Origin of the sequence: Paracoccus kondratievae, assembly GCF_009301415.1 — a bacterium.
GTDB classification, from domain to species: Bacteria; Pseudomonadota; Alphaproteobacteria; order Rhodobacterales; family Rhodobacteraceae; genus Paracoccus; species Paracoccus kondratievae.
Window position 1 is genome coordinate 200105 of record NZ_CP045073.1, and the last position, 12526, is coordinate 212630.

Annotated in this window: 13 protein-coding genes and 1 pseudogene; 5 read left to right on the top strand and 9 right to left on the bottom strand. The window is 61.8% G+C overall.

Translation table 11 applies throughout. The features are described 5' to 3' along the window. The first annotated feature begins 272 nt into the window (after positions 1 to 272). Together puuE and F8A10_RS12315 are read left to right on the top strand one after the other, a co-directional pair. Complete coding sequence (puuE, locus tag F8A10_RS12310; protein ID WP_085503011.1) at positions 273 to 1685, top strand: allantoinase PuuE; 1413 nt, start codon at positions 273 to 275, stop codon at positions 1683 to 1685. Between the two features lie 78 nt (positions 1686 to 1763). Further along, complete coding sequence (locus tag F8A10_RS12315; RefSeq protein ID WP_010397290.1) at positions 1764 to 2591, top strand: bifunctional allantoicase/(S)-ureidoglycine aminohydrolase; 828 nt, start codon at positions 1764 to 1766, stop codon at positions 2589 to 2591. Positions 2592 to 2683: 92 nt separating this feature from the next. Here F8A10_RS12315 and alkB read toward each other — a convergent pair whose 3' ends face one another. Beyond that, the gene (gene alkB / locus F8A10_RS12320; RefSeq protein WP_010397291.1) at positions 2684 to 3316 is read right to left on the bottom strand and encodes a DNA oxidative demethylase AlkB; all 633 of its coding nucleotides are present in this window, start codon (positions 3314 to 3316) and stop codon (positions 2684 to 2686) included. A gap of 89 nt (positions 3317 to 3405) precedes the next feature. Here alkB and F8A10_RS12325 point away from each other — a divergent pair, with 89 nt between their 5' ends. Further along, positions 3406 to 4023, top strand: a complete 618-nt coding sequence (locus F8A10_RS12325) for a DsbA family protein (protein WP_152367489.1) — start codon at positions 3406 to 3408, stop codon at positions 4021 to 4023. Positions 4024 to 4039: 16 nt separating this feature from the next. Here F8A10_RS12325 and trpB read toward each other — a convergent pair whose 3' ends face one another. The 8 genes from trpB to F8A10_RS12365 all read right to left on the bottom strand — a co-directional run bounded on the left by trpB (position 4040) and on the right by F8A10_RS12365 (position 10862). Next, on the bottom strand, positions 4040 to 5272 hold the full coding sequence (trpB, locus tag F8A10_RS12330; protein WP_085503006.1) for a tryptophan synthase subunit beta: 1233 nt from the start codon (positions 5270 to 5272) through the stop codon (positions 4040 to 4042). 49 nt (positions 5273 to 5321) lie between these two features. After that, positions 5322 to 5774, bottom strand: a complete 453-nt coding sequence (locus F8A10_RS12335; protein ID WP_152367490.1) for a GNAT family N-acetyltransferase — start codon at positions 5772 to 5774, stop codon at positions 5322 to 5324. Then, the gene (locus F8A10_RS12340; protein WP_152367491.1) at positions 5771 to 6418 is read right to left on the bottom strand and encodes a phosphoribosylanthranilate isomerase; all 648 of its coding nucleotides are present in this window, start codon (positions 6416 to 6418) and stop codon (positions 5771 to 5773) included. Before F8A10_RS12340 ends, F8A10_RS12335 begins: the two co-directional genes overlap by 4 nt. Before the next feature lie 4 nt (positions 6419 to 6422). After that, entirely contained in the window at positions 6423 to 6824 is a 402-nt protein-coding gene (locus tag F8A10_RS12345) for a LapA family protein (protein WP_193668274.1), read from the bottom strand. A 39-nt stretch (positions 6825 to 6863) separates the two neighbouring features. Next, a complete protein-coding gene (ihfB, locus tag F8A10_RS12350; protein ID WP_010397307.1) occupies positions 6864 to 7151 on the bottom strand; it encodes an integration host factor subunit beta in 288 nt (95 codons plus the stop codon). A gap of 207 nt (positions 7152 to 7358) precedes the next feature. Further along, positions 7359 to 9038, bottom strand: a complete 1680-nt coding sequence (gene rpsA, locus F8A10_RS12355) for a 30S ribosomal protein S1 (protein WP_010397309.1) — start codon at positions 9036 to 9038, stop codon at positions 7359 to 7361. A 163-nt stretch (positions 9039 to 9201) separates the two neighbouring features. After that, complete coding sequence (locus tag F8A10_RS12360) at positions 9202 to 10281, bottom strand: NAD(P)H-dependent flavin oxidoreductase (RefSeq protein ID WP_152367493.1); 1080 nt, start codon at positions 10279 to 10281, stop codon at positions 9202 to 9204. Continuing rightward, positions 10278 to 10862, bottom strand: coding sequence for a (d)CMP kinase (locus tag F8A10_RS12365; RefSeq protein WP_152367494.1), 585 nt, complete (start codon positions 10860 to 10862; stop codon positions 10278 to 10280). Before F8A10_RS12365 ends, F8A10_RS12360 begins: the two co-directional genes overlap by 4 nt. A gap of 847 nt (positions 10863 to 11709) precedes the next feature. Here F8A10_RS12365 and F8A10_RS21440 point away from each other — a divergent pair. Together F8A10_RS21440 and F8A10_RS12375 are read left to right on the top strand one after the other, a co-directional pair. Continuing rightward, positions 11710 to 11973 (top strand): excinuclease ABC subunit A, encoded by a 264-nt coding sequence (locus tag F8A10_RS21440; protein ID WP_227493494.1) that lies wholly within the window; start codon positions 11710 to 11712, stop codon positions 11971 to 11973. Positions 11974 to 12249: 276 nt separating this feature from the next. Further along, positions 12250 to 12495 (top strand): annotated as a pseudogene (locus F8A10_RS12375) (transposase); the annotation flags it as partial. Positions 12496 to 12526 lie beyond the last annotated feature (31 nt).

Consider the following 12526-nt stretch of genomic DNA (forward strand, 5'->3'; position numbering starts at 1 on the left):
CCCTGGACTGATACTGGCGCCACTGGCCGTCAGGCCGGATTGCTTGTCTGGCATGGTTCCTCCCATTCGGCGGTTGGCCCGCCGTGCTGGCCAGATTATGCCCCGGCATCTTCAACGAGAATACTGGGTATAGCGACAGAGTTTCAATGGGATGTTGATAAACCCAGATTTTCAAGAAATAATTGGTTCTGTTTTTAGAAAATTAGGGTTGCCTGAAAGGCCGGCAGGGTGATCAGTGCCAAGCAGCCAGAAAACAGGAAAGGAAGCAAGCGATGCGTTACAGCCGCGACATGATCGGTTATGGCGAGCACACGCCTGATGCGAAGTGGCCCGGGAATGCACGGATCGCAGTGCAGATCGTCATCAACTACGAAGAAGGCGGCGAAAACAGCATCGAGCACGGCGACGCGGCCTCTGAAGCTTTCCTGTCCGAAATCATCGGCGCCCAGCCCTGGCCGGGCAAGCGCCACTGGAACATGGAATCCATCTATGACTATGGCGCGCGAGCAGGTTTCTGGCGCCTTCACCGCCTGCTCAAGGACGTGCCGGTAACGGTCTACGGCGTGGCGACCGCGCTGGAGCGCGCCCCCGAGCAGGTCGCGGCCATGCAGGATGCCGGCTGGGAGATCGCGACCCACGGTTACAAATGGATCGATTACAAGGACATCCCGCGCGAGATCGAGGCCGAGCATATCGCCAAGGCGATCGAGCTGCACACCCAGGTAACGGGTGAACGTCCGCGCGGCTTCTATCAGGGTCGGACCTCGATGAACACGGTCGGGCTGGGCTGTGAGGAAGGCGGTTTCGAATACCTTGCCGATACCATAGCCGACGATCTGCCCTATTGGCATGTGCACAAGGGCAAGCCGCAGCTCATGGTGCCCTATACGATGGACGCCAATGACATGCGCTTCTCGTCCGGTCAGGGCTTTGGCACCGGAGTCGAGTTCTTTGACTATCTGCGCGACAGCTTTGACATCCTCTATGCCGAGGGCGTGGCCGGCGCGCCCAAGATGATGTCGATCGGGCTGCATTGCCGTCTGGCGGGCCGGCCGGGCCGCGCCATGGCGATCAAGCAGTTCCTTGAACATGCGCGAGGCCATGAGGGCGTGTGGTTCGCAACCCGGCTCGACATCGCACGCCATTGGGCCAAAACCCATCCTTATCGGGCCAAACTGCGCCCCTCGCAAATGGGCCGTGAAGAATTCATCGAGCAGTTCGGCGGCGTCTATGAACATTCGCCCTGGATCGCCGAACGGGTGTGGGACGCCGAGATGGGCGCGATCCATGACACCCCCGCAGGCCTTGCCGCGCGTATGGCGCAGATCTTTCGTGCCGCAAGCGACGAAGAGCGGCTGGGCGTACTGCTGGCGCACCCGGATCTTGCCGGCAAGCTGGCCGCGGCCAGGCGTCTGACCGAGAGCAGCACCGCCGAACAGGCCAGTGCCGGTCTGGACAGCCTGACCGACGAAGAACGTGCCGAATTCGACCGGCTGAACAGCGCCTATATGGAGAAGCACAGGTTCCCCTTTATCATTGCCGTGCGCGATCATGACAAGCCGGGGATCATGGCCGCAATGCGCCAGCGCATTGACAATGACACGGCGACCGAGCGCGGCGAGGCCGAGCGCCAGGTCTCTCGCATCGCCACGTTGCGCTTGCAGCAGCTGCTGGGCGACAACTGAGTCCATGCCGCCCGCGGGTCAGCCGCGGGCGATCACCGACCCCAACGGGACACGATCCCCGGCGCAACGGAGAGCCATATGACCGCCAAGACCCCGACCTATGCCGGGCCCTTTGCCGGCCTGCCGCCGCAGACCGATCTGACCACCGATACCGCCGTCTTTACCGATGCCTATGCCGTCATTCCGGCAAGCACGATGCGCGATATTGTCACCAGCTTTCTGCCGGGCTGGACTGGCATGCGGATGTGGATGATCGCCCGGCCGCTTTCGGGCTTTGCCGAGACCTTCAGCCAATATATCGTCGAATTGCAGCCGCAAGGCGGCTCAGACCGCCCCGAAGATGACGAAGGGGTTCAGTCCGCGATTTTTGTCACCGATGGCACCATTACCCTGACCATCGACGGCAAGACGCATGAACTGACCCCGGGCGGTTTTGCCTATATTCCCGCCGGCATGGCCTGGTCGGTAAAAAGCGGTGCCGGGACCTCGCGCTTTCACTGGTGGCGCAAGCGCTGGCAGGTGGTCGAGGGCCTCTCGAAACCCGATGCGATCATCGCCAATGAGCGCGACATCGCCCCGATCCCGATGCCCGACACCGGCGGCAGCTGGGCGACCACCCGGTTTATGGACCCCGAGGATATGCGTCACGATATGCATATCACCATCGTGACCTTCAAACCCGGCGGCTCGATCCCCTTTGCCGAAACCCATGTCATGGAACATGGTCTGTTTGTGATTGAAGGGAAAGCTGTCTATCGCCTGAACCGCGATTGGGTCGAGGTCGGGCCCGGGGACTTTATGTGGTTACGCGCCTTCTGCCCGCAATGCTGCTATGCCGGGGGGCCGGGAAATTTCCGCTATCTGCTTTATAAAGACGTAAACCGTCACGCGCCGATCTGGAAGTAAGGGGGGCTCTGCCCCCACGCCTTGCCTGCCCTCAACGGGCCGGCAAGGCGTTCCCCCGGGATATTTGGGACACGAAAGAATCTGGCATCAGCTTAGCCAGCGCGCCGGAAAGTCAGGTTGATGCGGGCCGCGCCGGTCAGCGGGTGACTGCCCGGGCGCAAGGTCAGGATACCGTGCCAGTTCAGCCGCGCCACACCACCCCAGACAACGACATCACCGTGATGAAGAGTATGTCTTGCCACCGGATCGCGACGCTCAGGCCCACCGAATTGGAATATCGCGGGCAGACCTAATGAGACCGAGACGATAGGGGCGGTCAGATCCGCTTCATCCCGGTCCTGGTGCAAGCCCATCTTGATCCCCGGAACATAGCGGTTGATCAGGCAGGCATCAGGGTGAAAGTCTGGAAAGCCGGCTTCGGCGGCGGCGGTTTCTGCCAGATTTTGCAGGCTCGGCGGCATTGGAGGCCAAGGTTTTCCGGTCAGCGGGTCCTCGGGTTCATAACGATAGCCACGCCGGTCACTGATCCACCCCAGAGCACCACAGTTCGTCATCTCGACCCCGATCTGCTTGCCACCTGGGGTCTGCATGTGGCGGAAGGGTGAGATTTCGGCGATCCGCAGCACCTCATGATGAATAGCAGGATCAGCCGCGATGCCGCGCAAAATCATCGCATCAGGCGCGATTGGTTCGTTGCGGCGGGTTCCGAACAGATCTGGCTGCATCTCACGCTTTCACGGGGTTGTGGCTTGGCGCTTGACCTGCTCCCCTTGCGGTGGCTTTCAGATAAGGGTCACTGATAGGACTTATTACCATGTTGCGCCCCATTGCCGCAATCGCACTTGCACTGTTCTGCGCCCTGCCCCTGACGCCCGTGCAGGCGCAGGACCATGATGCAGCCGAAGTCGCGCAGATCAAGGACGCCGTGTTCAACGGCCCGGGACTGCCGATGATGGGAAATCCGCAAGGCGATGCGGTGCTTGTCGAGTTTTCGGATTACAATTGCGGTTTCTGCCGCAAGAACGCCCCACAGGTAGCAGCGTTGCTGAAGGCCGAACCCAAGCTGAAACTGGTGGTGCATGAGATCCCGATCTTTGGCGAGGGTTCGCGTTTTGCGGCCAAGGCCGCGCTGGCCGCGCAAGCCCAGGGCAAATACCCCGAGTTTCACCGCGCACTAATGGCGATGCGTGGACGGGCCGAAATCGCCTCGGTTCTGCGTGTGGCGCGCGAGGTCGGGCTGGATGTCGAGAGGTTGCAGCGCGACATGCGCGCACCCGAGATCACCGAGAGAATCGAGCGTTCGCTGGCGCTGGCCGATGAGATCGGATTAGTCGGCACGCCCAGCTTTATCGCCGGTGACCGGGCAATCTTTGGTTATCTGTCCAAGGACGAACTGGCCGGGCTGGTCGCCGAGGCGCGCGCCGGGAAATAGCGCGCGCCCTTTGGCCTTAGGTGCGGATATCGACGCCAAGATGTTTGGCGACGGTAAAGATATCCTTGTCGCCCCGCCCCGAGAGGTTCACCACCATGATGTGATCCTTGGGCAGGCCGGGCGCAATCTTGATGGCATGGGCGAGCGCATGGCTGGGCTCAAGCGCCGGGATGATACCTTCGAGCCGGCACATGGTCTGGAACGCCTCAAGCGCCTCGTCATCAGTGACGCTGACATATTCGGCACGGCCCTTTTCCTTGAGCCAGGCGTGCTCGGGCCCGATGCCAGGATAGTCGAGACCGGCGCTGATCGAATGACCTTCGAGGATCTGGCCTTCGTCGTCCTGCAAAAGATAAGTCCGGTTGCCATGCAGCACGCCAGGGCGACCACCGGTCAGGCTGGCGCAATGCTGCATGCGCTCGTCAACGCCCTTGCCGCCGGCCTCGACGCCGATGATGCGGACCGAATCGTCGTCGAGGAACGGGTGAAACAGCCCCATCGCGTTCGAACCGCCGCCGATTGCCGCCACGAGACTGTCTGGCAAGCGCCCCTCGCCCTCTTGCTCGGCAAGCTGCCAGCGGGTTTCGCGGCCGATGATGCATTGGAAGTCGCGCACCATGCCCGGATAGGGATGCGGACCGGCAACCGTGCCAATGCAATAGAACGTGTCGCGCACATTGGTCACCCAATCGCGCAGCGCATCGTTCATTGCGTCCTTGAGCGTCCCGCGTCCCGAGGTCACCGGCACCACCTCTGCTCCGAGAAGTCTCATCCGGAATACGTTCGGCGCCTGACGCTCAACGTCATGCGCCCCCATGTAAACGATACACTTCAGGCCAAAGCGCGCGCAGACCGTCGCGGTCGCAACACCGTGCTGGCCCGCTCCGGTTTCGGCAATGATCCGGGTCTTGCCCATACGACGCGCAAGCAGGATCTGACCCAGAACGTTGTTGATCTTGTGGCTGCCGGTGTGGTTCAGTTCTTCGCGCTTGAGATAGATCCTGGCACCACCCAGCTCTTCGGTCAGCCGGGGGGCGAAGTAAAGCGGGCTCGGGCGACCGACATAATGCTTCCACAGATCGTCCATCTCGGCCCAAAAGGCGGGATCATCCTTGGCACGCTTGTATTCGGCCTCAAGGTCGAGGATCAGCGGCATCAGGGTTTCGCTGACGAAGCGGCCGCCGAAGATGCCAAAGCGGCCCTGTTCGTCCGGGCCGTTCATGAAGCTGTTGATGAGATCTTCGGCCATGGCTCTCCTCGGGCGTGGTCGGTGAATAGGCGGGCAAAAGAAAATCCCGTCAAAGGGATTTCTTATATCCGATATGAGAGGGGGTAAAGCCGAGCCCGTCATAGAAGCGATGAGCATCGCTGCGGCGGCGGTTCGTGGTGAACTGCAAAAGCGTACAGCCCGCCACCCGCGCGCGGCTTTCGGCATCGCCGATCAGGGCCGCGCCGATTCCCTGCCCACGCAGAGCCGAACTCACCCGCACACCCTCGATCTGAGCGCGGCGGGCAGCGGAAAGCGATAGACCCGAGATATAGGTAATCTGGTAGCAGGCGACCACCTCGCCGCCATACACCCCGACGATCAGTTGATTCGCGCCCTCGGCCCGCATCGCCTCCCATGCTGTGAAATAGGGGGTAAGATCGGCGCTTTCACGGTCCCTGCCCAGCATGTCATCGCGCAAAAGCGCGACCACTGCGGGAACATCTTCGCGGTGTGCCTCACGGAAGGTGACTCCGCCGCTCATAGGATCGGCGCTGTGGCGCGGGCGATAAAGCGGCGAATGCGATCGGGGTCCTTGACGCCCGGCGCGCTTTCAACGCCTGAAGAAACATCGACACCCTGGGCGCGGGTCAGCCTGATCGCCTCGGTCACATTCTCGGGCGTCAGGCCGCCAGCAAGCAGCCAGGGCTTAAGCATCTGGCGTCCGACCAGCAACCGCCAATCAAAAGCAAGACCATTCCCGCCCGGCAGCACCGCATCCTTGGGCGCCTTGGCGTCGATCAGCAGCATGTCCGAAACCAGACCATAGTCCCAGATCCGGTCAAGGTCCTGCGGCCCCGAAACACCAATCGCCTTCATCACTGGCAGACCGGTGCGGGACCTGACCCCGGCCACACGGTCGGGGGATTCGCTACCATGCAACTGGATCAGGTCCAGCGGCACATGAGCAAGCACCCGATCAAGCGCCGCATCATCGGGATCGACGAACAGTCCGACTTTGGCCACCCCCATCGGCACCTGTACGGCCAAAGCGGCGGCCGCCTCGGGCGTTACATGGCGCGGGGATTTCTCAAAAAAGACAAAGCCGACATAGCGCGCGCCAGCCTCAATGGCGGCGGCGAGTCCCTCGGCTTCGGTCAGGCCGCAGATCTTGACGGATACGCCCATCGGATCAGCGCGGCGCGGGCAGGGTCGTTGCGGCTGCGGCCGGTGTGGCGGGCTGGTGCGACGGCTCATCAAGGATCGCCAGCACCTCATCGCGCGGCGCGGCATGGGTGCGACGCAGATCGCCTACCTCACGCTGCAACTGCGCCAGATTCTGCGCGCGGCGGTTCGATTCGGCCCGCAAACGCGCCTCGCGCAGCCACTCCCAGACAAGGCCAACCAGCACGCCAAAGACCATCGCAAGGAACAGCGCCACAAAGGCCGGCATGGTCAACGACCAGGTGCCACCGGTAAAGCGGGCGAATTGCGCGGGCAGCAGGCTGACAGTCACCGGCTCACGGTTGGCTGCAGCAAGCAGCATCAACACGAGGGCCAGTACGACGAAAAAGGAAATCCGGATCACGCGCATGCCTTGAACCCCCGAAAAGATTGTCGCCGGCAATCTGGCCTATTCGGAGGAGCCGTTCAACCGTTCGCGCAGCAGTTTGCCAGTCTTGAAGAAGGGGACATGCTTTTCATCGACGCTGACCGCCTCTCCGGTACGGGGGTTACGGCCCTGACGCGCCTCGCGTTTTTTCACGGAGAATGCGCCAAACCCACGCAGTTCGACCCGGTCGCCACGCGCCATCGCCTCGATGATCTCCTCGAAGACCGTGTTGACGATCCGTTCAACGTCGCGCTGGAACAGATGGGGGTTTTCTTCTGAGATTTTCTGGATCAGTTCGGATCGGATCATTGCGGTTCCTGAATCTGGTGTTCCAACAGCTTCCTGCCGCCTGTGCCTGGATCAGACATCACGGCATTCAATCTCAGAACGCCTGGCGGCCGGTTTGGTTGCGTCCTTTCAAGACTTTATCGTTCATTCGGCAGATATGCGCAATGAAAAGCGCCCCCGGAGCGATCCGGGGGCGCAATGAATGGCCATCTATGGCCTGTATCGGTCTTAGTTGCGGCCTTTGAGGGCGGCACCCAGGATATCGCCCAGCGAAGCGCCCGAATCCGAGCTGCCATACTGTTCGACGGCTTCTTTTTCTTCGGCGATTTCGCGCGCCTTGATCGACAGGCCCAGACGGCGGGTCTTGGTGTCGATGTTGGTGACGCGGACATCAACCTTGTCGCCAACCTGGAAGCGTTCGGGGCGCTGGTCCTGACGGTCGCGGGCGAGGTCCGAACGACGGATGAAGGACTTCATGCCGTTGTATTCGACCTCGATGCCGCCATCTTCGATCGCCGTCACGGCGACGGTGATGACCGAGCCACGCTTGACGCCTTCGACAGCCTCGGCCATCGCGTCGTTTTCAAGCGCTTTGATCGAGAGCGAGATGCGCTCTTTCTCGATGTCAACTTCCTGAACGACGGCTTTCACCACATCGCCCTTGCGGAAGTCCTGGATGGCTTCCTCGCCGCGGGTATCCCAGCTGATGTCCGAAAGGTGGACCATGCCGTCGATATCGCCTTCGAGGCCAACGAACAGACCGAATTCGGTGATGTTCTTGACTTCGCCTTCGATGACGGTGCCGACCGGATGGGTTTCGGCAAAGACTTCCCACGGGTTGCGCATGGTCTGCTTGAGACCCAGGCTGACGCGACGCTTGGCTTCGTCGATCTCCAGCACCATGACGTCGACTTCTTGCGAGGTCGAGACGATCTTGCCGGGATGGACGTTTTTCTTGGTCCAGCTCATTTCCGAAACGTGGACCAGGCCCTCGACACCGGCTTCCAGCTCGACGAAGGCGCCGTAGTCGGTGATATTGGTCACACGGCCAGTGTGAACCGAACCGATCGGGAATTTGTCGGCAACGGTATCCCACGGGTCGGCCTGAAGCTGTTTCATGCCCAGGCTGATGCGGTGGGTTTCCTTGTTGATCTTGACGACCTGAACCTTGACGGTCTCGCCGATCGACAGGATCTCGGACGGGTGGTTGACGCGGCGCCAGGCCATGTCGGTAACATGCAGCAGGCCGTCAACACCGCCCAGATCAACAAAGGCACCATATTCGGTGATGTTCTTGACAACACCCTCGACGGTCTGACCTTCGCTGAGGTTGGCGATGACCTCGGCGCGCTGTTCGGCGCGGCTTTCTTCCAGAATGGCGCGGCGCGACACGACGATGTTGCCACGGCGGCGATCCATTTTCAGGATCTGGAAGGGCTGCTTCAGACCCATCAGCGGGCCGGCGTCACGCACCGGGCGCACATCGACCTGGCTGCCCGGCAGGAAGGCCACGGCACCGCCCAGATCAACAGTGAAGCCACCCTTGACGCGACCAAAGATAGCGCCTTCGACGCGCTCTTCCGCAGCATAGGCTTTTTCCAGACGATCCCAGGCTTCTTCGCGGCGAGCTTTCTCGCGGCTGATGCTGGCTTCGCCACGGGCGTTCTCGACGCGATCCAGATAGACCTCGACTTCGTCGCCGACGGCAATGCTCGGCGCTTCGCCGGGATTTGCAAATTCTTTCAGATCGACGCGGCCTTCCATCTTGTAGCCGACATCGATGATGGCCTGGCCCGCCTCGATGGCGATGACCTTGCCTTTGACGACCGAGCCCTCTTCGGGCGTGTCGATGGTGAGGCTTTCGTTCAGGAGGGCCTCGAATTCCTCCATGGTCGCTTTAGCGCACATATATGATACAGTTTCCTTTACGATCATTGCTGGCCATGCGGTTGGCTCCGCCGGTCTTTTTGTAGACGCCGGGATAAGCGCAAAGGGTCGCGGCATACGCCCGACCCTGTTGAAGCAGCCTGTTCTGGCCCCATCACTTATCCTGACGGGCGCGATATAGCCTTCATTCGGCTTTGTGGCAAGCGTCGAGGCCCTTAAAACTCGCGCGAATTTCCCTATCAAGCAGCGCAACCAGCTCTGCTGCAGGCATCGCACGGGCACGGAAAGCGCCCGTCCCGGCCCATTGAGCGGCATAATCCGACCCGCCCGCCAGCGCATGCAACCGCTTTGACGCGTCATAGACGATCGGATAGTCAGGCAGCGTCGGCGCCGCTGCCTTGCGCCCCAATTCGGTCAGCCGGTTGGCAATCCCGCGCGCCGGACGGCCTGAAATCGCCCGTGTCATTACCGTATCGCCGGGTTTCGCCGAACCCAGCCGGGCACGATAGGCGTCATTCGCGGCCGCTTCCGGACAGGCCACGAAAGCCGTGCCCATCTGCACTGCAGCTGCCCCGGCTGCTAGGAAACGCGCAGCCTCATGCCCGTCCATGATCCCGCCTGCGGCAATGACCGGCAAGCCAAGGTCTAGCAGGTCATGCAGTAATGCCTGGGTGGTCTGCTGCGCGTCAGGCCCATCAGGGTCAAAGATACCGCGGTGGCCCCCTGCCTCATATCCCTGAGCGACGATCAGATCGAGCCCGGCTGTACGGATCGCCAGCGCCTCGGCACGCGAGGTTGCGGTCGCGGCAAGCGTCGCGCCGCTGTCGCGCAATGCGGTGATGCGGTCGGCCGAGGGCAGACCAAAATGAAAGCTGACTACAGCCGGACGCGCCTCAAGCACCGCGCCCAGCATCTCATCATCCTCAAGAAAGCTGCGATAGATCTCTTCGATCCGGGCCGGTGGCTCCGCCCCGAAACGGCGAAACTCGGGCGCAAGATAGTCAAGCCATGCTGTCTCTCGTGCCGGATCGGCCTTGGCGGGACGGTGGCAAAACAGATTGACACCGTACCGGTTCGAGCCCAGCCGTTCACACGTTTCAGCCATCATCGCAGCAGCCTGCCCGGCATTCGAGGCCCCCAGCCCCAGCGAACCCAGCCCCCCTGCCCGGCTGACCTCAGCGGCAAGGTGCGGCGTGGCAGTGCCCGCCATCGGTGCCTGAATGACCGGAACGGTCAGATCAGGCAGCTGAAAACGCGCGCTCACGCGCCAGCCTCTTTCGCGCAGGTGATGGCGCGGGTCACGGCGTCGTCAATGCTCATTTCGCTGGTATCCAGCAACACCGCATCTGGTGCCGGGCGCATTGGCGCCACGGCGCGGGCGGCATCGCGGGCGTCACGTTCGCGCAGCTCACGCAGCATCTGCTCCTCATCCGCGCCCAGCTCCATTGCCCGGCGGCGGGCACGGATCTCATCATTTGCGGTTACGTACAGCTTTAGCTCGGCATCCGGGCAAATCACCGTGCCAATATCGCGGCCATCCAGCACCGCGCCGGGCTCACTGCGGGCAAAGCGGCGCTGGAATTCCACCAACGCGGCGCGCACCTCGGGGATCGCAGCAACACGGCTTGCAGCCTGCCCGGCCCTGGCACTGCGCAGATCATCGCGCGCCAGATCATCGGGCGTCAGACTGCGGGCGGCAGCGACCGGATCGCCACCTTTCGCCCCAACCGCGCGATAAAGCAGCCCGGTATCAAGATGGGCAAAGCCGAAATGATGCGCAAGAGCGCGCGCAATAGTCCCCTTGCCCGAGGCGGCAGGTCCGTCAATGGCGATGGTAAAGGGCATCTGTCCTCGGCGTCTGACAGCGGAAGAGGTGACCCGGCCCTGCCTCGCACCCGGCCCTATAAGGCCAGAGAACCGCCGCTCCATACCGTCGCGACCGAAGCAACCGCCGGACGGCTGCCCGTCCGCAACTGGATCTTGGTGCCGGTTACGAGATCGAACAGGCGGCCTTCTGACCAGAGAACCAGCAGACAGGACGCTAACTCGGCGCAACCGGCAGGTTTTTCCTGCAGACGAAACGTAAACGAATCGTGAGCTCGGAGCGGCAGATTATCACCCCGGACTATCCCCGCAAGATCGCGCCGGGACGTGTCCGCCCGAGAGGCAGTCTCGATCCCAGGGAATGTCGCTGTTTTCAGCGCAGGATCCCGGCTGGCTGCGCCTGTTCAGGTCAGGAAAGAAAATAACGGCAGCGCGAGGGTTAAGATTTGCAGTCACCGCCCAGGCACATCATCCTAAAGTATGAGTTGTATAAATTGTGCAAAACTGACCAAATGCAATCTGTAGTTAAATGGTAGTATGTTATTCCCTTGCACGGGCGGTCCTTCGGGACCGCCCGTTACGGTTTCGGGCAGATCCCTTTCCATTTGAAAGGAGCGGTCACTGGCAGCTTTCCGCCATCGCCCGGATTCGTGATGCAACCGATCGCGACTTTGAAAGTATATCCTCCACAAGCTCCCATGGAGGACCAAGATGAAGCTGGCACCTATCCTTATCAGCGCCCTGACTATTGCCGTGTTCAGCACCCCCCCCGTCACTGCAGACCCCGGCCGCGGGCACGGTAAAGGCCGGCACACCCATCATCACAAGCATGACGAGCATAAGGGCGGACACCGCACGCATGCCCGCTATGTTGCCGACTGCCCCCCCCGGTCTGGCCAAGAAAAGCCCGGCCTGCATTCCTCCGGGGCAGGTTGGCAAACGCTATGGTACCCGCATTGGCGATACGCTGCGTGTCCGTGATTACATGCTGATCCGCGACCTTGATCGCTACGGTTTGGAGCAGCGCAGAGGCTGGAACTACTACCGCGACGATGGCCGGATCTATCGCGTCGACAGCGGCACGCGGAAAATCCTCGCAGTGCTGAATCTGATCGACGCCTTTGCGAACTGATCCGGAGCGCCACGCCCTGCAACCGACATCGCCCCGCCGCAAACGCGGGGCATGAAAACAACATATGGCGACACCATCTTCACCATAAGCGGCGAGGAAACCCTTTGGGTCAGCGACGTGACTGGCGTGGGACAGGCTGGTGGCGTCGGTCTGCCGCCGAGGTTCCATGCCTGCGACTAGTTCTGCGCCTGTGTCCGGGGCTGATAGCTTACAGTTGGTGAAGGCTGCGATCGAACGTTTCGACGGTGCGCCGATAGTGAGCACCACCGGTGGTCGGATGAGTTCAAGGCGCAAGCAGGCGCGGCGACACTGGGGCCGGGTATGAACGTTTCGGCGCTGGCGCGCCGTCTGGGAATTTCGCCGCCGCAGCTGTTCGGCTGGCGCAAGACCTTTCTGAAGAAGCAGGAAGCAGACATCACGGCGGGCACACCAACACCGATGGTGGAGATCGTGGTGGGCGAGGTGTTGACCCGAGTCGGTGCCGAGCTTCGCCGTATCCTGCTTGCGTTACGCTCGACATGACGCTGTCGGGCGTGCAGGTCTATCTGGCCAG